This is a genomic window from Hymenobacter gummosus (genome assembly GCF_003970915.1).
Classification (GTDB): Bacteria; Bacteroidota; Bacteroidia; order Cytophagales; family Hymenobacteraceae; genus Solirubrum; species Solirubrum gummosum.
The window spans coordinates 101500-126664 of record NZ_RXOF01000018.1 but is presented as its reverse complement, the minus strand read 5'-3'; the positions used below and the strand labels follow the sequence as shown (position 1 = coordinate 126664).

Below are 25165 nucleotides of genomic sequence, written 5' to 3'. Positions count from 1 at the left end.
CGAGTAGGCACACCAACACCACCAAAATACCAATATGAAGCACATCGACACCACCGCCGCTACCGCTGTTTCGTCCGTATCCGCCGCCGACCTGTTTATCCTGGAGCTGGAGGACCGCCTGGAACTCTCCACCGTGACGACGGTCGTCATCAAGTGTCTGGACGGCACCAGCGGCGGCACCTTCGACCAGCCCTAATACCCCGCGCCGCCGCCTGGCTGCGCCCCTTGCCCGAGTACCCGCTGCTTGCAGCCTTTGCCGGCCGGGCTCCTGCCCGCCTGGAGTCTTCCGCCGGCCGCCCCCTGCGTGGCCGCCGGCGCCGGCGAACCGCCTGACCAGGCCTCGCCCGCCCCCCTGCGCGGCACGACTTTGCCGCCGCGCCCGGCCACTCCAAATTACCATTATCCTACTTACCCTGCCTCGCTGCCTGCGCCGCGAAGCCCGCTACCCGCATGCCTTGCGCAAGCGTCCGAATACCAGCTACATATAATTGATTATCATATAATTGAGAACAAATTCCTATTGCAAAACGAATCTACACCGCCTTCCTTTGCTTCAGACATCAACACCGGGCCACGCCGAAAACCCGATAACAGAGTAGGCACCAAAAACCCCTCATAATACCATTATGAACAACATCAACACCCCCGCCGAAAACATCGTTGCCAACCAGCCGGAGCTGACCGAAGGTCTGTTCGTCCTGGAGCTCGAAGAGCGCCTTGAGCTGGCTGCCGCCGCTGCCGTAGCCGCCGGCTGCGACCGTTGCGACGTGGAGCTGTAAGAAGCCCCGCTTCCCCTGCACTGGCCCACCCCGGGCCCGGGCGACGCCGAAAACCCGCTAATCGAGTAGGCACCTCTTTCCTTTCACTTACCACTATGTACTCTGTACAAACCCAACCGGAGCTGAACCAACAGCAGCCCGACCTGGCCGAAGGCCTGTTTGTCCTCGAACTCGAAGAGCGCCTGGAGCTGGCCGCCGTGGCCGTAGAGGCCGCCGACTGCCGCCGCTGCGACGTGACCGACTAATCCCCGGCCACTTCCACTCTTCACCAACCAACGGGCCCGGCCGAAAACCCGCTAACCGAGTAGGCAAACCCACTTTTCACTTTCCAACCAACATGAAAGCTGTACAACAAACTGCCCCCGTTACCATCGACAACAACCAGCCGGAGCTGACCGAAGGTCTGTTCGTTCTGGAGCTCGAAGAGCGCCTCGAACTGGCCGCCGCCGCTGCCGTAGCCGCCGGCTGCGAGCGTTGCGACGTGGAGCTGTAAGAAGCCCCGCTCCCGCCCAATGGCCCCGGGCGGCCCGCTTCGGCGGGTTGGCCGGGGCCACTTGGTTGGCATCCTGTCCATTCCTATTACCCCCCCGACGGCCCCGCCGTTCCGCTTTTCACCGCCATGAGCACCGCCACCCTCGCCCCGACGACCGCCGCCTACCCCGTGCTGAGCACGGCCGAGCTGCAGCACACCCCCGACAACCGCTTCCTGCTCATCGCAGCCGGGCGGGTGTACCAGGTGGGCGAGCTGCTGTACCACGTCATCGGGCGGCTGCAGGCGGGCGAGACGCTGGCGGCCATCTGCGCCGATTACCGGCAGCGCGGCGCCCAGCTGCACGAGGCCGAAGTGGACCTGGTGCTGCGCAAGTACCTGGCCGTGCCCGAGGAGCTGGCCCCGCGCCGCTCCGGCTACCTGCACACCAAGATTGACCTGGTGGGCCCCGAGCTGCTGCAGCACCTGTGCCGGCCGCTGCTGGGTTTGTTTCGCGGGCAGCTGATGCCGGTGCTGCTGGTGCTGGCCGGCCTCGTGACGGCCGTATTTGTCAACCGCTGGGGCACTTTCGTGCTCGATACCAGCTCCCGGGCCATGCTGCTGAGCGCGGTGGGCGCTTACGTGGGGCTGGTGCTGGGCATCTTCTGCCACGAGCTGGGCCACGCCTCGGCCGCCACGCGCTACGGGGTGGCGCCCAAGGCCATCGGCTTCGGCTTCTACCTGCTGTTCCCGGTGTTCTTTGCCGACGTGACCAACGTGTGGACCCTGGGCAAGCGCCCGCGCATCATGATCAACCTGGCCGGCGTGTACCTGCAATTGCTGTTCTGCGTGCTGCTGATCGGGGTGTTTTACCTGCTGCCCGCCGGGCAGGAAACGGGCCGGCACCTCGTCGGAACCATCATCAGCATGAACGTGGTGGTGGTGCTGTACTCGCTGAACCCCTTCCTGCGCAACGACGGCTACTGGGTGTACTCCGATTTGTTCAACATTCCGAACCTGATGTCGCGCTCGGTGCTCTACCCCTGGCGCCTGCTGGGCCTGGTGGCGCCCGAAAACCGCGCCGTGCCCACCACCTTCCGCTTTCCGCAGGACGTGGCGCTGCTGGTGTACTCCCTGGCCAACTACGGCCTGTTTTTCTACCTGCTGACGCTGTTCTACAACTACAGCAACCACACGCTGCTGCCCCGCCTGGGCAAGCTGCTGTTCCACGCCGATTTCCCCCACAACCTGCTGAACTGGGACGACAGCCTGTTCCTGCTCAAGACCTTCGGCCTGTACGGCTTCATGCTCTACATGACCGTGTACTCCTTCTGGCGCAACCTGCGCAACTACCGCCGCCGCCAGGCCCGCCTCACGGCCCTCGACCAATCGGCCGCCGCCGACCAGGCCGCTGCCGCTACCGCCCCGCAGGGCGCCCCGCTGCTGGCCGCCACGGCCTGAGCCATCCTGCCGCCTTTCTCCCGACACTCCCGGACCGGGCCGCTGCGGCCCGTCGTTCCGCTCGCTTTTTCTGCTTCACCTGCCGGCCGCGCTGCGGCTGGCCCGGCCTGTCCTTGCCATGCTTGACACCTCCTTGCTCATCGAAACCGAGCAGCTTAGCTTTCAGTTTGGCCCCACGCCCATCCTGCGCGCGGTGAGCCTGCAAGTGCCCACCGGCAGCATCTACGGCTTTCTGGGGCCGAACGGCGCCGGCAAAAGCACCACTCTGCGCCTGCTGCTGGGCCTGCTGCCCGCCCCCGCCGGCTCGGTACGCCTGTTCGGCCACGACCTGGGCCGCCACCGCGAAGCCCTGCTGCGCCACGTGGGCGCCCTTATCGAAAGCCCCTCGCTCTACGAGCACCTCAGCGGCCGCGACAACCTGGAAGCTACCCGCCGCCTGCGCGGGCTGCCCGCCGCCCGTACCGCCACCGTGCTGGCCCTGGTCGGCCTCACCGCCGATGCCCACCGCCCCGTGCGCCAATACTCGCTGGGCATGCGGCAGCGCCTGAGCATTGCCCTGGCCCTGCTGCCCGACCCCGAGCTGCTCATCCTCGACGAGCCCACCAACGGGCTAGACCCGAACGGCATCATCGAGCTGCGGGAGCTGCTGCGCTACCTGCAGCGGGAGCACGGCAAGACCATCCTGGTATCGAGCCACTTGCTGAGCGAAGTGGAGCGCGTGGCCTCGCACGTGGGCGTAATTCGGGGCGGGGAGCTGCTGTTTCAGGGCAGCCTGGCCGACTTGCAGCTGCACCAGGCCGGGCAGGCCCACATCGTCATCGAAACCCAGGACGCGGCCGCCTGCCGGCAGCTGCTGCCCGCCGAGCTGGCCGATGCCCATGTCACCAGTGCTGGCACGCTGCAGCTGCCGTTTCGCTCGCCCGAGCGCGTGGCGGCGCTGGTGCAGCAGCTCGTGGCCGTGGGCCAGCCGCTCTACCAGATTGCCTGCCGGCAGCCCAGCCTGGAGGATACGTTTTTGCACCTTACCGCCGCCCGCGCATGAGCCTGACTTCGACTTCCGTCCTCGTTTCTTCCCCGTCGCCGGCCTGGTGGCAGCTGCTCGGCGGCACGCTGGCGGCCGAGCGCATCAAGCTGCGCCGCACGGCGGCCCTGCGGCTGGTCGTGGGCTTCGCGGCCGCGCCGGTGCTCATCATCTTCGCCGTGTTCTACTTCCGCGGCGCCACCCTGCTCACGCCCGGGCAGAGTCCCTGGGTACCCTACCTGCACAACGCCTGGCGCACCGAAGTGACCTTGCTGCTACCGCTGTTTGCGGTACTGCTCACCAGCCTGGTGGTGCAGGTGGAGCACCGCGCCGGCACCTGGAAGCACCTGCTGGCCCAGCCCGTGCCGCGCCGCACCCTGTTCGTGGGCAAGCTGCTGACGGTGCTCGGCCTGAGCCTGCTGGCCCAGACGCTGCACGCCGCGCTGCTGCTGCTCACCGGCTGGCTGCTGACGGTGCTCCGGCCCGAGCTGGGCTTTCAGCACTACGCCACGCCGCTGGCGCCGCTGGCCGCGGCCGTGCTGCGCATCTACGCCGGCACGGTGGGCATCGTGGCGGTGCAGTACGTGGTGAGCCTGGCCTGGCGCTCCTTTGTGGTGCCCATTGCCCTGGGGCTGGTCGGTACGGTACTGGCCCTCACGGTGCTGCGCATTGCCCACGCCGATTTGCTGCCTTACGGCGCGCCCCTGCTCACCTGGCACAGCTTCGAGGCCGACGGCCCGGCCCTGCGGGTGCCCACCGCCCTGGCCCGGCACGAGTGGCTGAGCCTGATCTGGCTGCTGCTGGTGCTGCTGGCCGGCCCCGCCTGGGTGCGCCGCCGCCTGGGCTGATGCGCAAGCGTCGGTCCGCGCCGTAGCGCGCCGGCCGCGTCGTAGCGCGAACCGCAGGTCGACGCAGTCAAGCTCTGCTTCGCGTACCCAGCACGTTTGTCGCAGAACGAAATGAACGCGTGCCGTTCAACAAGTCGTTCTGAATACGCGAAGCAGAGCTTCGCGCTACCCCCATGCGCTCCGCTAGTACCGGTGCGGCTGAATCAGCAGGCGGTGAGAGGCCGCTGATTCAGCCGCCGCCAGTACGGTGGCCCGTCTGAATTAACCTGCCGCCCCAGCCGACAGCATCCCGCCTGCTGGCCGGGGCGGCGGTGTCTTGCCCGGTCGGCACTTCCGCCCCTTGGCGCATCGGCCAGCAATAATTTACGCCACGCTACCCGGCGGTTCTGACACGTCGCCCATCCTTTCGCTAAGGCTACCCGGTGCTTTCAACAAGTCACCCGGAGCTTTCTAGGCCGGGCCGAAGCGCAAAAAATTACAGCCGATTCGCGCGGTATAGGTCCCGGCCCGCCGGCAGGCCGGCTTCGGCCCGGCGCGTGGCCGCTGTATGGCCCTGCAAGGCGCTTCTGAGCGTGCTACGCCGGTTTCCGGCACCCGCCAGCCAGGCCCAAAGCCGGTTTCGGGCGCTTGAATTCAAGGGCGGTTTTCCCCGGTTAGAGGGCTTTTTCGCCGACTTCATCAAAAACCGCCGGGCATCCGGACTTGCAGGTGTCACCTTCGTTGCACCCTCTCGCCGCCGGCACCTTCTCCCCGTCAACTCTTCTGCCTGAGCCGTTATGAGTACAACCCTGAAAACTTCCCGCTGCCTTGATTTCCAGCCTCAACCCAACGGCCGGGTGGAAATCACCCACCGCCTGGTGGGCAAGAAATACGTGGTGGCCCCCGACGTGTACAAGCTGCTCGACTCCTTGCAGCAGCCCCGCTCCCGCCAGGAGGCCATCGAGGCCCTCAGCCAGCACTACCGCCGCGAGGACGTGCTGACCACCTTCGACTTCCTGGAGCGGCACCAGATGCTGGTGGCCCCCGAGCACGACGAAACCTTCGTGGTGCAGCCGGTGAAGGCCCCCCTGTTCGGGCTGGCCGGCTACGACCCCACCGCGCCCGAAACCGCCCCGCTGGTGGTATTCTGCGGCATTCCGTACGGCGGCGGCAACGCCGAGGACAACAACTGCCGCCACTTCCCGCTGCACCTGCGTCACCAGCTCAGCCGCCAGCACGCCACGCTCACCAAGCAGATCGACAGCATCGATTTTCGCTTCCTGAACGCCGAAACCGACTTCGGCCCGCTGCGCGCCGGCCTGCACAGCGGCCGCTTCCGCGACTGGGGCGACCTGTACGTGGGCCCCGGCGAAAGCCGCGAGGTGGTGCACCGCCGCATTGCCCAGGCCGCCCGCCAGCTCTACCAGCGCGGCCACGTGCCCTTCTTCCTCGGCGGCGACCATTCCATTGCCTGGCCCCTGATTCTGGCCTGCAGCGAGGCGGTGCCGGAGTTCCAGGTGCTGCACTTCGATGCCCACATCGACGCCTACCAGACCCACGAGTCGGCCGCCTTCCACGACCCGGCCGCCGCCCCGCACCACGGCAACTTCATGACCCGCGCCCTGCAGCTCGACGGGCTGATGCGCGTCAGCCAGCTGGGCATCCGCGGGCTGGTGAACAACCGCCCCCACAAGCACCCCAAGCAGCACATCTTCTGGGCCGACGAGCTACCTGGCCTGCTGCAGGACCCCAATGCCGTGGTGCTCGACCCGGACCTGCCGGTGTACCTCACCTTCGACATCGACTTCCTCGACCCGCAGGTGGCGCCCGGCACCGCCACGCCCGTGGCCGGCGGCCTGTCCTACTCCCAGACCTGTGCCCTGCTGCAGCGCCTGCTCGGCAACGCGCGCATCGTCGGCCTCGACTTCGTGGAGGTCAACCCGCTGCGCGACCAGTCGGGCATCACCCTGCAGGTGGCCGCCAACCTGCTGCTGACCATGCTGAACTTCATCCGCTAACGCTTCCCTTTCTGCCCTTCTGCGCTATGACAACTGCTACGCTCTCCGCTCCCTCGGCCGACCTGCTGCTCGACCCGGCCGAACCCCAAACCCCGCGCGAAGCCTACCTGGCCCGCGTGGCCGAGGTGCAGACCCGCTCCCGCGAGCGGTCGGCCGCGGCCCACCGGCAGGCCCCGCACGGCACGCCCACGCACAACTTCCTGCTCTGCGCCGCCAACCGCCACCACTACCTGCCCGAGCACCCGGCCACCGAGGCCGAGTTCTTCGCCGAGGTCATGGCGCACCGCGACTGGGCCGCCCTCGACGAGCAGGAAGCGCAGGTGTTCGGCCTCACCCGGTTTACCGGCGACACGTCCTTTCTGGCCGACGTGCACAGCCGGCCGCGGGTGTTCTGCACCTTCCACCTGGGCTCCTACCGCATGATTCACCACTTCCTGCTGCGCCACGGCATCCACTACACGCTGGTGGTCGACCAGGTGACGCTGGAGCAGCAGGGCGATAAGTTTCAGGCCCTGCGCCAGAGCAACCCGGTGTACCACGGCGGCAGCATGCGCATCCTGAACGCGGAGTCGCCCAGCATCGGGCTGCAGATGATCCGGGAAATAAAGGCCGGCCGCAGCCTGCTGTTCTACATCGACGGCAACACCGGCGTGGGCGGCATGGACCGCCAGGACGACAAGCTGACCCGCATCAACTTCCTCTCGCGCCAGATTTACGCCCGCAAGGGCATTGCCTTCATTTCGCACGTCACGCGTACGCCCATCGTGCCCTTGCTGCACCTGCGCCACGGCGCCGCCGACTACGAGACGCACTTCTTCGCGCCCATCGAGCCCACCGAGTCGGAGCTGCCGCGCGAGGAGTTTGCCGCCGCTACCACCCAGCACATCTTCGGGCTGTTTGAGCCGGTGCTGCGCCGCCACCCCGAGCAGTGGGAAGGCTGGCTGTACATGAACCACTTCGTGGACCAGAACGCCCTGCGCGAGGCCCACCCCCCCCGCCCGGTGCCAGCCACCGCGCCCGGCCCGCTGAGCTTCAACCAGGCCCGCTACCGCGTGTTCTGGCACGCCGATACGCCCCAGCTCTTCGACCAGGCCACCTACCAGACTTTCGCCATTTCCGACAAGCTGGCCGCCCTGCTGCCCCAGCTGGCCGCGCTGCCCGCCGAGGTGCAGCAGCGCTTCAGCGCCACGCCGCTGTTCCAGGATTTGTGGGCGCGGCAGGTAGTGGTAGCCGCGGGCGAGTAAATCCGCGGCCTGGTTTCCCCGACTTCAGTCGCCCTCTGGCCATGATCCTCGTTCTGACCCACGCCGACCACGAGCAGGGCACCGAGCCGGTGCTCGACTGGCTGCTGGCCTACGGCGCTTCCTTCCTGAAAATCAGCAGCCGCGACCTGGTGGAGCCGCCCCGCAACTGGGTTATCGACGTGAACCGCGGCGACATTCTCATCGACGGGCTGAGTTTGCGCGAGCATGTGCACGTGGTGTGGTACCGCCGCTTTTTCGACGCCTTCGACGCCCGGGCGCTGGGGCGGCTGGGCGCCCACGCCGCGCAGGTAGCCGGCGACATCCGCAACGAAACCAACCACCTGGGCCAGTTCCTCTTCGAGGTGCTGCAGGACAAGGTGTGGCTGCCCGACTACCCGGCCCTGCAGCGCACCAAGAACAAGCTCAGCGTGCTGCAGCTGGCCCAGCGCTGCGGCCTGCCCACGCCCCGCTCCCTGGTGCTGACCACCAAAGCCCAGCTGCGCGCCTTCTGGGCCGAGTGCGGCGGCCGGCTCATCACCAAGCCGGTGGATTTCTGCGGCTACTACCTCGAAGGCGCCGACGCCTACACCGCCTTCACCACGCGCGTCACCGAGGCCATGCTGGACGAGCTGCCCGACACGTTTTTTCCGACGCTGTACCAGCAGCAGGTGGCGGCCGAGTACGAGCTGCGCGTGTTCTACCTCGACGGCACTTGCTACGCCACGGCCATCCTGAACACCCGCCCGGCCGCCCCCGATCAGCCCTACGCCGATGTGAAGCTGGTGTACAGCAGCCCGCAGACGCACGTGGTGCCCTACCAGCTGCCGCCGGCGGTGGCCCTGCGCGTGGCCCACTTCATGCGCACGGCCCGGCTGCGCACCGGCTCCCTGGATTTGATGCGCACGGCCGAGGGCGAGTACGTCTTCATCGAGGTCAACCCGGTGGGCCAGTACCTCTCGCCCTCGCAGCGCTGCCACCACCACCTGGAGCAGCACCTGGCCCGCTGGCTGGTGGAGCAGGACCACGAAGAAGCCGTGCTGCCCCCGGCCCCGGCCCTGGGCGGCCCCGGCTACCTGGATTGAACCGCCTTTTCCACCCTTAGCCCCGCTTCCAATGTCCGAGTACCTGTTTTCCGACGAGCAGCTGCGGCCGCTGCCGGTTCACTTCCGCTACATGCGCCGCAACACCGCCGCCCAGGTGGCCGAGCTGGGCACCGAGGCCCGCGCCAGCAGCAGCCGGCAGCACCAGCTCACGCACTACCGCCAGCAGGAGCTGTACAAACCCGTGTCGGAGCTGGACTACGGGCACTGGGAGGAGTTTGCCCGCAGCTTTCAGCCGCCAGCGGTAGCCGCCGGGGCCGCCGAGTCGGCGGCCGTGCTCAGCCATTAGCAGCGCGCAATTCCGTCTGGCTCCCCCGTTTACTCCCGCCCCCCTTGCCATGCATTTTCTGCTGTACGCCCACAACGTGCCGGTGCGCGGCCGCGACCGAAGCGCCATCTACGACCTGCACAACGCCCAGATTACCTTCATTCCGAACGTGCTCTTCGACATCGTGGCGGCGCTGCAGCAGCGGCCCTACGCGGCCGTGGAAGCCGATTACGGCTACGACGCGGCCAGCTTCGGCAAGTACCTGGCGTTTTTGCAGCAGAAGGGCCTGGGCTTTTTCACCGAGCGGCCCGAGGCCTTTCCGCGCCTCAACCTCGACTACCACTGCCCCGACCCGCTGACCAGCGCCGTGGTGGAGTACGAATTCGGGTACTACGACTTCGCGGCGCTGGTGCAGCAGCTCGACACGCTGCGCTGCCGGCACCTGGAACTGCGCCTGCGCCGCGCCACGCCCGCGCGCCTGCAGACGCTGGCCGCCGCGCTGAGCGGCACCACCCTACGCGCCGTCACCATCTGGCTGGAGTACACCCCGCAGGTCAGCGCCGCGGACTTGCGCGCCCTGTACGCGGCCCAGCCCAAAATCAGCCGCCTGCTCTGCCACTCCGCGCCGTGGTCGGGCGCTGACGCCGAACTGCCCCGCCTCACCTACACCCAGTGGCAGCTCGACGAGGCCGCGGCTACGCTGCCGAAGCCGCGCTACGTGGTCAATTCGCAGTTTTTCGTGGAGGCCCGGCACCGCAACCCTTACTACAACGGCAAGGTGTGCGTGAGCCGCCGCGGCGACATCAAGAACTGCCTGCGCCACGCCCGCTCCTTCGGCCGCCTGCCCGAGGCCACGCTGCCCGACGTCATCCGCCGCGCCGACTTCCTGGAGCTGTGGTTTGCCGCTCCCGACGCCATTGAGGAGCTGCGCGACTCCCCGCTGCGCTACTGCACCTGGTTTCCGCACGCGCTGCAGCGCACAGCAGAGGGCTACGCCGTGGCCAGCTGATTCTCGGCTTCTCCGGTAATGCAAGCGGCCCCGCAACTCACCGGTTGCGGGGCCGCTTGCGTGTGGGATGGTTGTCTGTGCGGTGCCGCCGAGTTGCGCCGCTTTGGAATCGGGCCACGTCATTGAACGGAAGTTGAGGCGTAGCAAGCCAGCACCGTCAGAGGTGAGCCGCCTTGTAATCGTGTCACGACGCCCGCGCGGTGGCGCGGGCCTACAAACCGTAGCTGAGCCAGTCTGGCCGTTTGCCCTGCCCCAACCGTCCACCGACGTAGCTGGCGTCGCGCAGGCTTTTTACAGTTTCGGCTGGTGGCCGCTGAGCAGGGCTTTGCCGGCGGCCAGCGTCAGGGCGTCCTCCACGAAGCCGGTCCAGGGCTCTTTCAGGGCGGTGCGCTGGTCGGCGAGCTTGCGCAGGTACAGGGCGGCAAAGGAGCCGGCTACGGCGCCCAGGCTACCCACCACGGCGCCGGTGAGCAGGTTGCCGCGGTTGGTTTTGTAGAGCACCGCCCCCACCAGGGCGCCCGACAGGGCCCGGCCCGCCAGCACCGGCAGTACGGTGCGGTCGGGGGCATTTGGCAGCTTGTCGCCGGCCATTTCGGCGCCGGCCATCAGCTGCAGGGCCCGGGCCGCCCCGCCCGATTGCAGCCAGCTCAGGGCCGAGTAGGCCAGGCGGCCGGAAGGATGATGGTGCAGGGCGGTGCTGAGCAGGGCCGGGGCCGTCATGCTGCGCATGCCGGCCACCGCGCCCAGGCCCAGGGTTTTCCAGAACGTCGAGGAAGAAGCCATAATGGGTGATAAGGTGAATACCGGCTTACGCACCGGCGGGCCGCGGGGTAACGCCGGGCGGGCCTTGGGGCGCTAAAAACTGCTCCCGGCACCACCGGCGCCGGCGGATTCGCGTAGCTTCAGCGCGGCTTTCCCTTGCCGCCCGTGTATGATGTGTCGCCCGATTTTCCCGCTGGGTCTGCTGCTCGCGCCGCTGCTCGTGGCGGGTTCCTGCCAGATGACCAAGCCCACCGCTCCGCCGCCCGCCGCGGCCACTCCTGCCCCGCCCCAGCCCGCCGCGCCGCTGTGGAAATCGGCCGCCTATGCGCTGTACCCCGACTCGGTGGTGCAGGGCCGGCACGTGGCCCGGGCCCTCTCGCGCCGGGAGCTGGTGTCGAACTACCAGAGCCCGGCCAATCAGTTTCTGAGCCCGCGGGTGAGCTTCAAGTTCAGCCTCAACGGCAAGGACAACGAAATGCCGCCCGGTCAGGACCACATCATCACGGCCCTGCCCCGGCCCGGCGGCGCGGGCCTGGAAACGCCGCTTATCGTGTTCGGCCGGCAGTACGTGGACCCCACGCCGGTACCCGCCGAAACCTACCTGGCGCCCAACACGCCGCTCAAGATCCGGCTGGATATGCGCCCGGTGCTGGCGGCCTTCAAGCAGCAGGGCTACTACCAGCTCTACAACGGGCAGAAGCTCTACCAGCAGGACCTCAAGCACGTGCTGGTGGCCGGCAACGCTGCCCCGCTGAGCTGGGACTTTGATAACCTGGTGAGCAAGCCCGGCCTGGAGCTGACCGACCCCGACGGGGACGGCATCTACGAGACGACCCTCACGCTCAACGCCCACGACGCGCAGCGCACCACCGCCAAGAGCTGGAAGGCCAGCCTCGACGTGAGCGGGCTGCCGCAGTACGAGTCGGATTACCCGCTGCTGGATGCCCTCTACAACCTGGCCCTGGAAGAAGCCAAGCGCGCCGTGGAGCCCGACGGCACCTTCCGCACCGGGCAGGAGTGGGCCGGCGTCTGGACCCGCGACATCAGCTACAGCATCATCCTCGCGCAAGCGGCCATTCAGCCGGAAGTGGCTAAAACCAGCCTGCTGCGCAAGGTCACGCCCGAGGGCCGCATCATTCAGGACACCGGCACCGGCGGCGCCTATCCCGTCTCCACCGACCGCATGATCTGGGCCGTAGCCGCCTGGGAAGTATACCTGGCCACGGGGGATGAAGACTGGCTGCGCCGGGTGTACCCCATCGTGAAAAAGTCCCTTGCAGAGGACACGCAGAACAACATCTACGACGCTACGCGCGGAAACTACAGTGGCTTAGTGCGCGGCGAAACGTCGTTTCTGGACTGGCGCGAGCAGACCTACCCGAAATGGATGCAGCCGGTGGACATTTATCAGTCGACTGCGCTAAGCACTAGCGTCGTTCACGCCGAAGCCAACTATGCGCTTATGCAGATGGCGTGGGTTCTGGAACCTTCGCGCGCTGGTCAGCAGGCGGCTACTACGGCCGCGTATCGTCGACGTCGGAACACAAGCGGGCGCGGCATCAACACCCATTTGTGGCGTGAGGAACAAGCCACGTACGCCGCCTACCGTTACGGCCGGACCACACCGGAGCGGCAGTTGCTGGCGCCGCGCGCCGAAGCCCTGGGAACTGCGCTGGCCGTGCTATTTGAAGAGGCCCTGGAACCGGAAAAAGCCATTGCCAGCACCCCCGTCATGGACTACGGCGTACCGTGCGTGTACCCGCAGACGCCGGGCATTCCACCCTACCACAACAACGCCGTGTGGCCCTTCGTGCAGAGCTTCTGGGGGCTGGCCGCCGCCAAAGCTCAGAACGAAACGGCCTTCCTAGAAAGCATTGCCGCGGTGAGCCGGCCGGCGGCGCTGTTTCTGACCAACAAGGAAAACTTCGTGGCCTCCAACGGCGACTACGCCGGCACCCAGGTCAACAGCAGCAACATGCTCTGGAGCCTTTCGGGCACGCTGGGCCTGGTGTACAAGGGCCTGTTCGGTCTGCGCTACGAGGTGGAAGGGCTGACGTTCGAGCCCTTCGTGCCGCAGGCCCTGCGGGGCACGCGCCGCCTCACCGGCCTGCGCTACCGGCAGGCCACGCTGGACGTCGAGCTAATGGGCTTCGGCAACCAGATTCGCACTATAACCCTCGACGGCCAGCCCCTGCCCAACGGGCTGCTACCGGCCAGCACTACCGGCCCGCACGCCATCCGCATCGAGCTGACGAATGAGTCGCTGCCGCCTTCCACGCAAAACAAAGTGCCCCACCACGTGGCCCCGATGACGCCGCAGGTGCGCTACGCGGCCGGCCGCCTGAGCTGGGCGCCGGTGGACGGCGCCAAGGCCTACCAGGTGCTGCTAAACGGGCAGTTTGCGGCCCGCACCACCGAGCCGGAGTTCGTGGTGCCCCGGCCCGCCAGCTACGCCGAGTACCAGGTGGTGGCCGTGGATGCCCAGGGCTACGAAAGCTTCGCCTCCGAGCCGCTGCCGGTGGAGGCCGAGCCCTTCCGCCGCTACGTGCAGCTGGAAACGGCCGCGCCGAAATCGGCCAAGCCCTACAAGGGCTACACCGGCAAGGGCTTCTTGGAAATCAGCAAGACCGTGAATCGAACCTTGACGTTCAGCGTGGACGTGCCCGCCGCGGGCGAGTACGCGCTGGATTTCCGCTACGCCAACGGCAACGGGCCCATCAACACCTCCAACAAGTGCGCCCTGCGCAGCCTGTACCTGGCCGGCCGGCCGCTGGGCCTGGTGGTGCTGCCCCAGCGCGGCGTCGATGAGTGGTCGGACTGGGGCTACTCCAACTCCATCCCGGTGAGCCTGCCCAAGGGCCGCAGCACCTTCAGCCTGCGCTTCGAGGCGGCCAACGAAAACATGAACGGCGAGGTCAACCAGGCCATGCTCGACCACCTGCGCCTGACGCGGCTGCGCTAAGCCAAAGGGCGGGGCGGCCGACGCCGGCTGCACCTACCGGCAGCCCAGCCAAATTTGCTGATAGCAAGTTCGATTAGTACGGAGGCCAGTTGGGCTTCATCGGTGATTTTCCCGGATTCGTATATTTTTTTCGAGCAATAAACACTGATTATCAGCTTTGTTGCGGGGTTACTGTTGGCCCGCGCAAACGTTTGCGCTATCTTAGCCAAACCTGGCTACCTCGGTGGCCGTATTGCGTGCCCCAGCGTCCTTGTTCTATGAAAACCGCCCCTGCCTCCGTTCTCACCGACATTACCCGGGAAGCCGACGTGAAAATGCTCGTGGACCAGTTCTGCGAGAAAGTCACGCAGGATGAGCTGCTCAGCCCCGGGTTCAACGCCGTTTCGCGCGTGTACTGGCCCCAGCACCTGTTCACGATGTACAACTTCTGGAGCGCGGCGCTGTTTGGCTCCAAGTCCGGCCGCGGGCAGTCTTCGCCCAACGATTTGGGCCTGCCGCTGGAAGGTCCGCACTTCCAGCGCTGGATCAGCCTGTTCGACGCCACGGTGCGGGAGAATTTTGCCGGTCCCAAAGCCGAGGAAGCCAAGCACAAAGCCCTGAACCTGGCGGCGCTGTTCGGCCCGAAACCCGTCCTGGCCGCCCACTAAGCCAGCTACAGTCCCCACCGGAGCGCCTTCGCGCCCCGCCGCACAGCGGCTGCTGCCTCCGGGGTAGCAGCCGCTGTTTGTTTTTCCGGCTCAGCTCCCAACGCCAAACGGCGCGCCCAACACCCGGTCTACCCAAACCCGGGGCTGAGCGCGCCGTCGGTGCGGCAAGGGCCATTCCCGCGGGAACGGCCGGAAGAAGAATGTTTTGTGAGTCAGGCGCCCGCCTTAGCGGAGCTGGCCGGCTTGGGTGCGCAGTACCTCCCGGGCCGTAGCCAGGTTGGTGGCCTGCGCACTCACGGCGAGGTAGATGAACTTGCGGCCGCCGTCGGCCAGCTTCATCAGGTGCAGCTGGCTCGACAAGGAAATCAGGATGTCCTCGATTTGCTCGTCGATGAGGTTCAGGGCCGTCAGGGCCTTCTGCTTCTGGCGCACCACTTCCGCGTTGAAAGCCGCGGCGGTGGCCGGGGCAATGCTAGCGTCGTTGGAGTGGGCGGCCAGGCTGGTGCCCGTGCGGGCATCCACCACGGCCACGGCCAACAGATCCGGCAGCTCGGCCAGCACATTCTGCACTACCTCCCCGGCTTCGGCCACGGCATCCAGGGCCGCTTGGCGGGCTCGTTTGGTAGCAGTTTTCTTACGATACGACTTTGGTTTCACGGAGTAAGCGTTGGGCCCCGTAGCCCCTTGGCGGGCTTAGAAGAACAACCAGCGGCGCTGCTTGCTGCGGGGCGTGAGGGTTACATCGGTCGGAGCGGCGTTCTGTACCTGCAGCTCCTGGTCCTGGTAGCCGCCGTAGCCGTACACCAGCGTCTGCTGCCCGGCCGGCACGCGCATGGTGTAGTTGCCGTTGGCGTCGGTGCTCACCCCGAAGCGGGTGCCTTTCTGCAGCACCGTGGCGCCGATCAGGGGCTTGCCGCTCTTGTCGAGGATGCGGCCTTTCAGCGTCACCATGCGGATGGCCGAGGCGGCTTCGGTGGCCGGCGCTACCAGCTCGGCGGTGGCGTCGGCGGTGGGCAGGTTATCGGTGGGCAGGCTGTTGTTCGGCAGGTTGGTGCCGGCAAACACCATTCCGCCGACCAGGGCGGCGCCGGCTACCAGGCTGGTGGCCCGGCGGCGGAAGCGCAGCGGCTCGGCCTGAATGTGCAGAATCTGGCGGCGTACCCAGCTCGGGGCGGCCTCTTCGGCCTCGTTCTGAATTTGGTGCCAGCGCGTGAGCGTGTCGTGAGCCTGGTCGGCGTCGCGGCGCAGGTACTCCTCCACGGCGCGGGCCGAGGCTTTGCTCAGGTCGCCGCGCAGGTAAGCGTCGCGGTACACGGGCAGCAGCTCGCCCGTCTGCGGGTCAAAGGGGGAAGCGGTAAGTTTCATACGGGAAGTATTGAGGTGGAAAAGGGTAGATTCAGACTCTGTGGTGTTGGGTCGACAGCCCTCCGCCGCTCCCGTACGGGTGACGCCTCAGGCTTCGCAGGTGCGCAGCACTTCCCGGGCCATGCCCAGGTTGGTGTCGCGGCAGTCGGCGGCCACGTACAGCAGGTGCCGGCCATCGGCCAGCACGCGCAGCAGGTGCAGTTGGGTGCGCAGCGTGATGAGAATGTCTTCCAGGGCTTCGTCGGATTGGCGCAGGGCCGCCAGGGCTTGGCGCTGCTGCTTCACCACTTCGGCGTTGAAAGCCGCCACCTTTTCGGGGTTCAGCTCGCGCGCGGTGGTGTAGCTGGCCAGCACCTGCCCCGTGTCGATGCGCACGACGGCCGCCGCCAGCAGCTCGGGCAGGCCCGCCAGCACGCGGTGCAGCACGCGCTCGGCCACCGCCCGCTCGGCGCCCGCCGGCCCCAGGCCCACCACCTTGTGGAGGGCCGGACCAGTCAGCTTTTGGAGGAAGGGAATGTTCATGGTGGCAGGAGCGGCCCCCCGGCCGGGGAGCTGGGGCCGATGCGCGTACGCAGGGCTGGGTAGCCCGCAACGGCCTTGCAAGCCTTCTGCGGACTACCCAAGCTGCGCCGACGAGCGGCAGAGTATGTGAGCGGTAGTAGGGATAAGCGGAGCGGGTGGAGCATCGCCGGCCAGCCCTGCGCTGGTACCGGCCGACGAGTCCGTAAGCGGGTAGGCGGATTAGTTCAGGCTGGCCGAGTGGCTGCGCAGCACTTCCCGGGCAATGGCCAGGTTGGTGTCGCGCTGGTTCACCACCAGGTAGATGAACTTGGTGCCGCTGCTGTTCAGCTTGAGCAGGTGCAGCTGGTTCGACAGGGTGATGAGGATGTCCTCGATGGTTTCGCCGGTCAGTTTCAGGGCCGACATAGCCTTCTGCTTCTGCTTCACCACTTCGGTGTTGTAGGCAGCGGCGGTGTCGGGGTTGATGTTGGGCGAGTTGGTGTGCGAAGCCAGCGACATGCCCGAGGTAACGTCCACCACGGCAACAGCCATCAGGGTGGGCAGCTCGTCGATGACGTTTTGGACAATCTTACCAGCGGGGTTGTTTACAGAGTAAGCCATGGTGGTGGGGCCTGTGTGTTTATGTGAGGGTTTGTGAAGAAAATTTTTGTCCAATTTTTCAGACCAGTCAAACCAAGTAATTAACCCGCTTCGTATCTGGTCGTAGCCGCTTAGCAGGGCAAGGCGGTCATCTTTTCTGAAACAGCTATTTATCAGCTGTTTTGATAGTTCAAAGTTCAGTGTTTACCGTAGCTAAAAAAATGACGCTCATCAATTTCAGACTTGATTCTCATCAAAACAGCGCGACACCTTAAACTTTAATAATACAATTATCGTAGCGCCAATTCATCCCAAAAAGAGACGCCTATATCCCAAATTGAGACGCAACCACTCAATAGGATTATCGTCAGCGTTTTGCCTTTCCCAAGTTGAAAAAGCAGTGATTCACCCACGGCCATCAGCCCAGAAGCATACTGGAGGCGGACCGGGAATTTTCTTCGGGCGGCTGCCTCAGCCATTGGAGCTAAACCCTGAATTGATGCCGAAAAAGTGAAGACCCGCAGGCCGGCGCGCTGACTACGCCCCGGCCTGCGGGTCTTCTTCGCAGCGAATACGCTGGCCGGCTTAATCGTACTGCGTAGAAATCTGCGTGAGCGTGGCGGCGTTCAGGATGGTGATTTTGCTGCCTTTCGTGGCAATCAACCCTTCTTCCTTGAACTCCGACACCAGCCGGCTGGCCGTTTCAGTAGCCGTGCCAATCAGCGACGCCAGATCCTCGCGCGAAATCGGGATGCTGCAGTTCGAGCCATCCTGGCAGAACGTGCGGTGCAGCAGCAGCAGGGCCCCGGCCAGCCGCTCGCGCACGGGCTTGTAGGTCATGTGCAGCATGCGCGTCTCCGTGTCGTTGAGCGAGTCGGTGAGCTGCCGCAACAGGGCGCGGGTAAACTGGGGGTTGCTTTCTATCAGGCTCAGCACATCGGGGCGCGGCACGGTGCACACCACGCATTCTTCCAGGGCCACGGCCGAGCAGGCGTAGGGCGCATCGCTCATCAGGGCGCGGTAGCCCATGGTGTCGCCTTCGCGCGTGAAGCGCATAATCTGGGCTTTGCCGTCACCGCCGGTTTTGGTCATCTTCACCTTGCCCTGGAAGATGCAGTACAGGTTGTTGACGCGGCTGCCCTCGTGAAAGATAACCTGGCCCTTCTGGTAGACTTGAAAGCTCTTGCTATCCGAAATCAGGTTCAGCTCCCCTAATTGGCAGCAGCCCAGCAAGGAATTCTGGCGCCGGGGGCAGTTTTGGCAGTTGGAAGGTGCAAGCGTAGGCGTGTTTCTCATAGAATGACGGATGCCGGGCAGCTAGCAAGTGCCACTTCCCGGCGGATGATACAATTGAATCAGCTTACCGGATTCGGGTTGAACGAGCAGCTGACGGGCCCGACGTTACAATTTTGCAGCCGCAGAAACTGACCAATGTCAAAAACTTTCACCCTCCGTATAAACGCCCCTGATTATCTGCCGCTTAACCTGTCATGTTCCGTAAAAAATCTTATTTCATGAACCCTGTATAAGATATTTCCAATGCTTCACTTTCCCATATCGGTATAAATACCGGCTTTTGATTTCCCAAAAACGGACAAAACCACCCGGCTTGAGCAAGGCCTAACTTACGATTCTACTCCTGTATATAATACTACTGCATAGCGCCGACCCAAAATCCGGGCGGGCAGGACTGCTTCTTGCCTAAATAACAAAAGCCGCGCCCCCGAAACCGGAGACGCGGCTTTTGCGCAGCGTATGAAGCTCACTTACACGCCCAGCAGCAGGCGGGTCGGGTCTTCAAGCAGCTCCTTCACGCGCACCAGGAACGACACCGACTCGCGGCCGTCGATGATGCGGTGGTCGTAGCTCAGGGCCAGGTACATCATCGGGCGAATAACCACCTGCCCGTTCTCGGCAATGGGACGCTGCACGATATTGTGCATGCCCAGGATGGCCGACTGCGGCGCATTGATGATGGGCGTGCTCATCATCGAGCCGAACACGCCGCCGTTGGTGATGGTAAACGTGCCGCCGGTCATCTGCTCGATAGTCAGCTTGTTGTCGCGGGCCAGCGTGGCGAGGCGGACAATTTCCTTCTCGATGCCGTCGAACGACAGTTGCTCGGCGTTGCGAATCACCGGCACCACTAGCCCTTTCGGGGCCGATACGGCGATGCTGATGTCGCAGAAGTCGTTGTACACGATGTCGGTGCCGTCGATTTGGGCATTCACGGCCGGCCACTCCTGCAGGGCCACGCACACAGCTTTGGTGAAGAACGACATGAAGCCCAGGCCCACGCCCTTCTTCTCCTTAAACTTGTCCTTGAACTTGTTGCGCAGGTCCATGATGGGCTGCATGTTCACCTCGTTGAAAGTGGTGAGCATGGCCGTTTCATTCTTCACCGCCACCAGGCGGCGCGACACCGTCTTGCGCAGGTTCGACATCCGCTCGCGGCGCTGGTTGCGGTTGCCGCTGGCAGCCGGGGCTTCGGCCGGAGCAGCAGCAGGCGCTGCGGCCGGCTTGGCAGCCGGAGCCGCCTGCGGGGCCGGAGCGGCTTGCTGCTGGGCCTTCAGCGCGTCTTCTTTGGTGATACGCCCGTCGCGGCCCGTGCCCTGCACCCCAGCGGCGTTGATGCCTTTCTCGTCGAGAATCTTGCCGGCCGCCGGCGAAGGCGTGCCCGAAGCGTAGGTATTCGCGCTGCTGGTAGCTGCCTGCGCAGCCGGAGCGGCAGCAGCGGCCGGGGCCGGCGCCGCGGCGGGGGCAGCTGCCGGAGCACCCGCGCCAGCCCCTTCGATGCGGGCAATAACGGCGCCGATGCCGATGGTTTCGCCTTCTTTAGCCACGTGACGCAGCACGCCAGCCGCTTCTGAGGGCAGCTCAAACGTCGCCTTGTCCGATTCCAGCTCGGCAATGACCTCGTCCTGGGCTACCGTAGCGCCGTCGGGCTTCAGCCACTTGGCCACGGTCACCTCGGTGATGGACTCACCTACGGCCGGAATCTTCATTTCTTTGGTTTCGCCGCTGCCGCCGCCAGCCGCCGGAGCTGCTGCCGCGGGAGGAGTACCAGCCGCCGCGCCACCAGCGGGCGTGCCGCCGTAGCCGGCCTGGTCGCTGGCCGTGGGGTTTTCTTCGCCTTTGCTGACGGGGTCCGCCTTGGGAGCTTCCGCGGCCGGAGCAGCCGCAGGAGCTGCCGGCGCCGCAGCCGCTGCGCCGTCGCCACCGATTTCGGCAATGACGGTACCGATGCCGATGGTTTCGCCCTCGGCCACGCGGATTTTCAGCGTGCCGTCGCCCTCGGCGGGCAGTTCAAACGTAGCCTTATCCGACTCAAGCTCGGCAATGACTTCGTCGCGCTTGACGGCCTCGCCGTCTTTCTTGAGCCACTTGGCGATGGTGACTTCGGTGATGGATTCGCCGACGGCGGGTATTTTGATTTCCAGAGCCATGTACTAGCTGGTGGGAATGATGTCGATGGTGGGAAGTTAGAAAGCCGGAGCGGAATGTAGCCGCGCCGCCCGCGTCGTCGCGCGAACGGCGCGGACTCGTTTAGTCCTGCTTCTTGGCTACTTCGGCCGTAGTCTTGATGTTCTTATCGGCCACAGCGGCAGTGGGCAGCTCAAAGGCGCGGGCCACGATTTGCTTCTGCTCCTGCACGTGCACTTTGTTGTAGCCGGTAGCGGGCGAGGCGGAGGGCTTGCGCGCCACCACGTCGGCCAGCTCGCGGCGCATGAAGCGCAGCATGTAGTTCCAGTAGCCCATGTTTTCGGGCTCTTCCTGCACCCAGATCAGCTCGGCTTTCGGGTACTTCTTCAGCTCCTCGGCCAGTTGCACCTGCGGGAAGGGGTGCAGCTGCTCCAGGCGCACGATGGCCACGTCCTTGCGCTCCGACTTGGTCTGCTCTTCGAGCAAATCGAAGTACACCTTGCCCGAGCACAGCAGCACGCGCTTCACCTTTTTCGGGTCGGCGTAGGTGTCGCCGAGCACTTCGCGGAAGCCGCCGGAGGTGAATTCCTCCACCGGCGACACGCACAGCGGGTGACGCAGCAGCGACTTGGGCGACATCACCACGCAGGGCTTGCGGAACGACCACGCCAGCTGACGACGCAGCAGGTGGAAGAAGTTCGCGGGCGTAGTGATGTTGGCCACCACCATGTTCAGCTCGGCCGAGAGCTGCAGGAAACGCTCGGGGCGGGCGTTGGAGTGCTCCGGGCCCTGACCTTCGTAGCCGTGGGGCAGCTGCATCACCAGGCCGTTCATGCGCTGCCACTTGCTTTCCGACGACGAAATGAACTGGTCAATCATCGTCTGGGCGCCGTTGGCGAAGTCGCCGAACTGGGCTTCCCAGATAACCAGCGCCGTGGGGTTGGCCATGGCGTAGCCGAATTCGAAGCCCAGCACGCCGTACTCGCTCAGCAGCGAGTTGTAGATGTGCAGCTGCTCGGTGGCGCCTTCCAGGTGATTCAGCGGCGTGTACGGCGCCGACGTCACCGCGTCGTGTAATACGGCGTGGCGGTGCGAGAAGGTGCCGCGCTGCACGTCCTGGCCGCTGACGCGCACGATGTGGTTTTCGAGCAACAAGGAGCCGTAGGCCAGCTGTTCACCGGCGGCCCAGTTGAGCACCCGCGTCTCGAAGAACATCTTGTTGCGCTCCTTCAGCAGGTTCTCAATCTGCTTGATGGGCTTGAAGCCTTCCGGAATCGTGGTCAGGGCCTTGGCCACTTTCTGCACCACTTCCTCGCTCACGCCCGTCTCCGGCGACTTATTAAAGTCCTCGGCCGTGGCGCGGCGCAGGCTGCGCCACTCGTTTTCCAAGGGCTGGTACTTGTAGGGCAGCGGCTGCTGCTTCACCATGTCGAGGCGGGCCTGCAGCAGGTCGCGGAACTCGCGGTCCATCTGGTTGGCCAGCTCCTTGTCCACGTCGCCGCGCTGCACCAGCGTGGCGTTGTACACCTCGCGCGGGTTCTGGTGCTTCGAGATGATGTTGTAGAGGGCCGGCTGGGTGAATTTCGGCTCGTCCGACTCGTTGTGACCGTGGCGGCGGTAGCACACCATATCAATGAAGATATCGGCGTGAAACTGCTGGCGGTACTCGGTCGCCAGCTGCACCGCAAACACGACGGCCTCGGGGTCGTCGCCGTTCACGTGCACCACCGGCGCATCGATGATCTTGGCCAGGTCCGTCGAGTAAATCGACGAGCGGGCGTCCTCGAAGTCGGTGGTGAAGCCCACCTGGTTGTTGATGACGAAGTGCAGGGTGCCGCCCGACTTATAGCCTTCCAGCTGCGACATCTGCGTCACCTCAAAACCGATGCCCTGGCCAGCCACGGCGGCGTCGCCGTGAATCAGGATGGGCATTACCTTCTTGTAGTCGCCGCCGTACTGGTGGTCCAGCTTGGCGCGCACGAAGCCTTCGACCACCGGGTTTACCGCCTCCAGGTGGGAGGGGTTGGGGGCCAGCTTCAGGTTCACTTTCTTGCCACCGGCCGCGTCCACTTCCGAGGAGTAGCCCATGTGATACTTCACGTCGCCGTCGCCCATGGTCAGGTCCGGTACGGCCGTCCCCTCGAATTCCGAGAAAATCTGCTCGTAGGTTTTGCCCATGATGTTGGCCAGCACGTTGAGGCGGCCGCGGTGGGCCATGCCAATCATGACTTCCTCCACGCCCAGCTCGGCACCCTTTTGAATGATGGCGTCCAGCGCGGGAATGGTGGTTTCGCCGCCTTCCAGCGAGAAGCGCTTCTGGCCCAGAAACTTCGTGTGCAGGAAGTTCTCGAACACCACCGCCTCGTTGAGCTTGCTCAGGATGCGCTTCTTATACTCCACGCCGGGGTTGAAGCTCAGCGAGTCGCGCTCCACTTTGTTGCGGAACCAGTCGAGCACCTGCGGGTCGCGGATGTACATATACTCGAACCCGATGGTCCGAGTGTATATCTTCTGCAGCGCGTCGATGATGTCGCGCAGCTTGGCGCCGCTGCCGAGGCCCAGCAGCTCACCGTTCTTAAAGGTCGTGTCGAGGTCGGCTTCGCTCAGACCAAAATCCGAGAGGTTGAGCCGCGCCTTCCGGTCTTTCCGCTCGCGCACCGGGTTGGTGCGGGCCACGAGGTGGCCACGGCTGCGGTAGGCGTGAATAAGGTTGCGCACCGCCGTTTCCTTGTCGGCCGAAACCGAATCGGAGGGGGCAATGGCGGTGGTGCCCAGCGTGGAGGCCGATTTGGTCAGCACGCCGGTGCCGGTGGCTTGCTCCGCGCCGTCTTCCGGGTAGGTCTGCGAGAAATCGAAGCCCTCGAAGAACTTGCGCCAGCCGAAGTCTACCGATTCCGGGTCAGCCTTGTAGGCCTGGTAGAGCTGGTCAATGTAGTCGCCATGCGCGTTGGCGATATAGGAGTATGCGTCCATGTAAACGGCTATGGTGGGAAAGCAAATGTAAGGTGTATTCCGCCAGGCACAAATTCATATTCGCATACACGAATAAGCCTGTCTATCAAACACAACAACTAACAACCAACTTCTGTTGTTGCTCACCACGCCCATACCGCTGATAATTCGCAAGAAAAGAATTTTCCTAACGCAGCGGCCTGCCCAAAGTTGGGCAGGCCGTTAGGATTCCTACCAAGGCCGTTGTTGCTACTGCGGCAGGGCCATTTTAAGGACGCGGTAAGGCTGGTCCTTTTTGCTGACGCCCTTGTTCCAAGTCGGCGTTTTGTGGATGGCCGAGGTCGTCACATACAGTTGCTTATCAGGCGTGATGAAGTAGGTATCCGGCCATTGCAGGCGCGGGTCTTTCACCACCTCCTCAATTTTGCCGTCGGGCGTGCGGCGCACCAGCGCGTTCTGCTCGAAGGCTGTGATGTACACGTTGCCGGCCTGGTCGATTTCCATGCCGTCGGTGGCGGGCGTCCGGCCCAGGTTTTCCACTTGCTGGCCCAATTGCGCCTCGCTCAGCGCCGGGTTGCGCAGGGCGGCCGTCGGGATGCGGTAGAGGGTGTGGCCGGTGAGGGCGTGGTAGTAGAGGAACTGGTTATCATGGCTCAGGGCAATACCGTCGGAGGCAATGCGCATGGGCTTGCCCTGCGGGTCGGTCATCCGGTTGCCTTCCACCACCAGCTGAATGTCCTCGGGCTTCACCGAGGGGTGGTTGGCCAGCAGCCGGCGGGCCTTCTGCGTCTTGAGGTCAACCACCACAATACCGCCCTGCGCCGATTCGGTAATGTAGGCGTAGTTGTGCTCGTTGTCGATACGCACGTCGTTGAGGTAGGACTTCTCGGGCGCGGCTTGCTTATCGAACACGATGGTTTGCACCACCTTGTTGGTCTTGGGGTCAATCTTGACCAGCTTCACGCCGCCGTTGACCACCGTTTTCAGGCCGGGCGCGGCCGGGTCGAGCACCCACAATATGCCGGTTTTATCGACGGTGGCGGCCTGCGGGCAAATCCAGTGCTTGGCCGGCTCGTTTTTCACCGAGTCGTTCCACATGCACCAGCGGGCATCGGGGTAGGGCTGCACGGTATTGTTGGGCCCCAGGATGGCAATGGGGTTGACGGGGTTATCGTCCCAGCGCGGCGACACGATGAGCACCCGCTGGTCGGGCAGCACGGCCACGCCCACGAACTGCGGTTCCTGCAGTTCGCCAACGACTTGCAGCGGCGAGTTAGCCGGCGCGGCGGGGCTTGCCGCCGGGGTGGCGGTGGAGTCGGCCGGCGCGTTTGCGCCAGAAGCCGTACCTTTGTCGCCCCCGGAGTTGCAGGCGCCCAGCGCGGCGGTGAAGAGCACGGGCCCTATCAAGGCCCGTGCGGAAGTAGCGAAGCAGCGCATATGCAATGTGGTGTTTTGGGGCAGGAAAAAGTAGGTTGCAGCGGCCACCAGCTACTGGCAGCCAACCCTACTACGGGTGTTTTTTCTCCACGTTGGACTATTTGCGCGGGTGGTCGGCCCACCACGTTAGCTCGGCACTAACCTTTCAACCAATGGGTCGTTTAACGACTTCTTTCCTGGCTTTGTCTACGCCAGAAGCTTATTTATATAACTTATACAACAATTAATATTGCATTAATAAAACAATCCACTACCTTAACCAACTCTGAACCCGGCAAGTCAGGCCAAACGGGCCTCCTTCACTCATATGATTTCCCGAC

The 25165-nt window shown here is 64.8% G+C and carries 23 protein-coding genes; 14 read left to right on the top strand and 9 right to left on the bottom strand.

Annotated elements, in window-relative coordinates; translation table 11 throughout:
- The first annotated feature begins 34 nt into the window (after positions 1-34).
- The 12 genes from EJV47_RS28255 to EJV47_RS24005 all read left to right on the top strand — a co-directional run bounded on the left by EJV47_RS28255 (position 35) and on the right by EJV47_RS24005 (position 10196).
- Positions 35-196, top strand: coding sequence for a hypothetical protein (locus EJV47_RS28255; protein WP_165903915.1), 162 nt, complete (start codon positions 35-37; stop codon positions 194-196).
- 430 nt (positions 197-626) lie between these two features.
- Positions 627-779 (top strand): hypothetical protein, encoded by a 153-nt coding sequence (locus tag EJV47_RS28250; RefSeq protein WP_165903914.1) that lies wholly within the window; start codon positions 627-629, stop codon positions 777-779.
- A 95-nt stretch (positions 780-874) separates the two neighbouring features.
- A complete protein-coding gene (locus EJV47_RS28245) occupies positions 875-1024 on the top strand; it encodes a hypothetical protein (protein WP_165903913.1) in 150 nt (49 codons plus the stop codon).
- Positions 1025-1116: 92 nt separating this feature from the next.
- Positions 1117-1272 (top strand): hypothetical protein, encoded by a 156-nt coding sequence (locus EJV47_RS28240; RefSeq protein ID WP_165903912.1) that lies wholly within the window; start codon positions 1117-1119, stop codon positions 1270-1272.
- A 126-nt stretch (positions 1273-1398) separates the two neighbouring features.
- Positions 1399-2709, top strand: coding sequence for a zinc metalloprotease (locus tag EJV47_RS24040; protein WP_126695757.1), 1311 nt, complete (start codon positions 1399-1401; stop codon positions 2707-2709).
- A 118-nt stretch (positions 2710-2827) separates the two neighbouring features.
- Entirely contained in the window at positions 2828-3751 is a 924-nt protein-coding gene (locus EJV47_RS24035; RefSeq protein WP_126695756.1) for an ABC transporter ATP-binding protein, read from the top strand.
- Entirely contained in the window at positions 3748-4578 is an 831-nt protein-coding gene (locus EJV47_RS24030) for an ABC transporter permease (protein ID WP_126695755.1), read from the top strand. Before EJV47_RS24035 ends, EJV47_RS24030 begins: the two co-directional genes overlap by 4 nt.
- Before the next feature lie 776 nt (positions 4579-5354).
- Positions 5355-6575, top strand: coding sequence for an arginase family protein (locus tag EJV47_RS24025; protein ID WP_126695754.1), 1221 nt, complete (start codon positions 5355-5357; stop codon positions 6573-6575).
- A 26-nt stretch (positions 6576-6601) separates the two neighbouring features.
- Positions 6602-7819, top strand: a complete 1218-nt coding sequence (locus EJV47_RS24020; RefSeq protein WP_126695753.1) for a lysophospholipid acyltransferase family protein — start codon at positions 6602-6604, stop codon at positions 7817-7819.
- A 41-nt stretch (positions 7820-7860) separates the two neighbouring features.
- On the top strand, positions 7861-8901 hold the full coding sequence (locus EJV47_RS24015; protein ID WP_126695752.1) for an ATP-grasp domain-containing protein: 1041 nt from the start codon (positions 7861-7863) through the stop codon (positions 8899-8901).
- A 31-nt stretch (positions 8902-8932) separates the two neighbouring features.
- On the top strand, positions 8933-9208 hold the full coding sequence (locus tag EJV47_RS24010; protein ID WP_126695751.1) for a hypothetical protein: 276 nt from the start codon (positions 8933-8935) through the stop codon (positions 9206-9208).
- A gap of 49 nt (positions 9209-9257) precedes the next feature.
- Positions 9258-10196 carry a hypothetical protein gene (locus tag EJV47_RS24005; protein ID WP_126695750.1) on the top strand — a complete coding sequence of 313 codons (939 nt, stop codon included), beginning with the start codon at positions 9258-9260 and terminating at the stop codon, positions 10194-10196.
- Positions 10197-10487: 291 nt separating this feature from the next.
- Here the strand turns inward: EJV47_RS24005 and EJV47_RS24000 are convergent, their stop codons facing one another.
- Positions 10488-10979 carry a DUF4126 family protein gene (locus EJV47_RS24000; protein WP_126695749.1) on the bottom strand — a complete coding sequence of 164 codons (492 nt, stop codon included), beginning with the start codon at positions 10977-10979 and terminating at the stop codon, positions 10488-10490.
- Positions 10980-11127: 148 nt separating this feature from the next.
- On the opposite strand from EJV47_RS24000, the gene EJV47_RS23995 reads away from it, so the two are divergent.
- Both EJV47_RS23995 and EJV47_RS23990 read left to right on the top strand, forming a co-directional pair.
- On the top strand, positions 11128-13920 hold the full coding sequence (locus EJV47_RS23995) for an alpha-L-rhamnosidase-related protein (protein ID WP_126695748.1): 2793 nt from the start codon (positions 11128-11130) through the stop codon (positions 13918-13920).
- Between the two features lie 257 nt (positions 13921-14177).
- Positions 14178-14567, top strand: a complete 390-nt coding sequence (locus EJV47_RS23990) for a group III truncated hemoglobin (RefSeq protein ID WP_126695747.1) — start codon at positions 14178-14180, stop codon at positions 14565-14567.
- A 225-nt stretch (positions 14568-14792) separates the two neighbouring features.
- Here the strand turns inward: EJV47_RS23990 and EJV47_RS23985 are convergent, their stop codons facing one another.
- The 8 genes from EJV47_RS23985 to EJV47_RS23950 all read right to left on the bottom strand — a co-directional run bounded on the left by EJV47_RS23985 (position 14793) and on the right by EJV47_RS23950 (position 24845).
- Complete coding sequence (locus EJV47_RS23985) at positions 14793-15224, bottom strand: hypothetical protein (protein WP_243651296.1); 432 nt, start codon at positions 15222-15224, stop codon at positions 14793-14795.
- Positions 15225-15260: 36 nt separating this feature from the next.
- Positions 15261-15932, bottom strand: a complete 672-nt coding sequence (locus EJV47_RS23980) for a carboxypeptidase-like regulatory domain-containing protein (RefSeq protein WP_126695746.1) — start codon at positions 15930-15932, stop codon at positions 15261-15263.
- An 87-nt stretch (positions 15933-16019) separates the two neighbouring features.
- Entirely contained in the window at positions 16020-16454 is a 435-nt protein-coding gene (locus tag EJV47_RS23975; RefSeq protein WP_126695745.1) for a hypothetical protein, read from the bottom strand.
- Between the two features lie 219 nt (positions 16455-16673).
- Complete coding sequence (locus EJV47_RS23970; RefSeq protein ID WP_126695744.1) at positions 16674-17054, bottom strand: hypothetical protein; 381 nt, start codon at positions 17052-17054, stop codon at positions 16674-16676.
- Positions 17055-17618: 564 nt separating this feature from the next.
- Positions 17619-18329: a Crp/Fnr family transcriptional regulator gene (locus EJV47_RS23965; RefSeq protein ID WP_126695743.1), complete on the bottom strand. Its 711-nt coding sequence runs from the start codon at positions 18327-18329 to the stop codon at positions 17619-17621.
- A 470-nt stretch (positions 18330-18799) separates the two neighbouring features.
- Positions 18800-20479 carry a 2-oxoglutarate dehydrogenase complex dihydrolipoyllysine-residue succinyltransferase gene (odhB, locus tag EJV47_RS23960; RefSeq protein WP_126695742.1) on the bottom strand — a complete coding sequence of 560 codons (1680 nt, stop codon included), beginning with the start codon at positions 20477-20479 and terminating at the stop codon, positions 18800-18802.
- Between the two features lie 100 nt (positions 20480-20579).
- A complete protein-coding gene (locus EJV47_RS23955) occupies positions 20580-23429 on the bottom strand; it encodes a 2-oxoglutarate dehydrogenase E1 component (protein ID WP_126695741.1) in 2850 nt (949 codons plus the stop codon).
- Positions 23430-23657: 228 nt separating this feature from the next.
- On the bottom strand, positions 23658-24845 hold the full coding sequence (locus EJV47_RS23950; RefSeq protein WP_126695740.1) for an L-dopachrome tautomerase-related protein: 1188 nt from the start codon (positions 24843-24845) through the stop codon (positions 23658-23660).
- Positions 24846-25165: the final 320 nt, after the last annotated feature.

Excerpts from the sequence above, each read along its gene's own strand:
- EJV47_RS28255 (WP_165903915.1), top strand. The coding sequence starts at position 35 with ATGAAGCACATCGACACCACCGCCGCTACCGCTGTTTCGTCCGTATCC.
- EJV47_RS28250 (WP_165903914.1), top strand. The coding sequence starts at position 627 with ATGAACAACATCAACACCCCCGCCGAAAACATCGTTGCCAACCAGCCG.
- EJV47_RS28245 (WP_165903913.1), top strand. The coding sequence starts at position 875 with ATGTACTCTGTACAAACCCAACCGGAGCTGAACCAACAGCAGCCCGAC.
- EJV47_RS28240 (WP_165903912.1), top strand. The coding sequence starts at position 1,117 with ATGAAAGCTGTACAACAAACTGCCCCCGTTACCATCGACAACAACCAG.
- EJV47_RS24040 (WP_126695757.1), top strand. The coding sequence starts at position 1,399 with ATGAGCACCGCCACCCTCGCCCCGACGACCGCCGCCTACCCCGTGCTG.
- EJV47_RS24035 (WP_126695756.1), top strand. The coding sequence starts at position 2,828 with ATGCTTGACACCTCCTTGCTCATCGAAACCGAGCAGCTTAGCTTTCAG.
- EJV47_RS24030 (WP_126695755.1), top strand. The coding sequence starts at position 3,748 with ATGAGCCTGACTTCGACTTCCGTCCTCGTTTCTTCCCCGTCGCCGGCC.
- EJV47_RS24025 (WP_126695754.1), top strand. The coding sequence starts at position 5,355 with ATGAGTACAACCCTGAAAACTTCCCGCTGCCTTGATTTCCAGCCTCAA.
- EJV47_RS24020 (WP_126695753.1), top strand. The coding sequence starts at position 6,602 with ATGACAACTGCTACGCTCTCCGCTCCCTCGGCCGACCTGCTGCTCGAC.
- EJV47_RS24015 (WP_126695752.1), top strand. The coding sequence starts at position 7,861 with ATGATCCTCGTTCTGACCCACGCCGACCACGAGCAGGGCACCGAGCCG.
- EJV47_RS24010 (WP_126695751.1), top strand. The coding sequence starts at position 8,933 with ATGTCCGAGTACCTGTTTTCCGACGAGCAGCTGCGGCCGCTGCCGGTT.
- EJV47_RS24005 (WP_126695750.1), top strand. The coding sequence starts at position 9,258 with ATGCATTTTCTGCTGTACGCCCACAACGTGCCGGTGCGCGGCCGCGAC.
- EJV47_RS24000 (WP_126695749.1), bottom strand. The coding sequence starts at position 10,979 with ATGGCTTCTTCCTCGACGTTCTGGAAAACCCTGGGCCTGGGCGCGGTG.
- EJV47_RS23995 (WP_126695748.1), top strand. The coding sequence starts at position 11,128 with ATGATGTGTCGCCCGATTTTCCCGCTGGGTCTGCTGCTCGCGCCGCTG.
- EJV47_RS23990 (WP_126695747.1), top strand. The coding sequence starts at position 14,178 with ATGAAAACCGCCCCTGCCTCCGTTCTCACCGACATTACCCGGGAAGCC.
- EJV47_RS23980 (WP_126695746.1), bottom strand. The coding sequence starts at position 15,932 with ATGAAACTTACCGCTTCCCCCTTTGACCCGCAGACGGGCGAGCTGCTG.
- EJV47_RS23975 (WP_126695745.1), bottom strand. The coding sequence starts at position 16,454 with ATGAACATTCCCTTCCTCCAAAAGCTGACTGGTCCGGCCCTCCACAAG.
- EJV47_RS23970 (WP_126695744.1), bottom strand. The coding sequence starts at position 17,054 with ATGGCTTACTCTGTAAACAACCCCGCTGGTAAGATTGTCCAAAACGTC.
- EJV47_RS23965 (WP_126695743.1), bottom strand. The coding sequence starts at position 18,329 with ATGAGAAACACGCCTACGCTTGCACCTTCCAACTGCCAAAACTGCCCC.
- odhB (WP_126695742.1), bottom strand. The coding sequence starts at position 20,479 with ATGGCTCTGGAAATCAAAATACCCGCCGTCGGCGAATCCATCACCGAA.
- EJV47_RS23955 (WP_126695741.1), bottom strand. The coding sequence starts at position 23,429 with ATGGACGCATACTCCTATATCGCCAACGCGCATGGCGACTACATTGAC.
- EJV47_RS23950 (WP_126695740.1), bottom strand. The coding sequence starts at position 24,845 with ATGCGCTGCTTCGCTACTTCCGCACGGGCCTTGATAGGGCCCGTGCTC.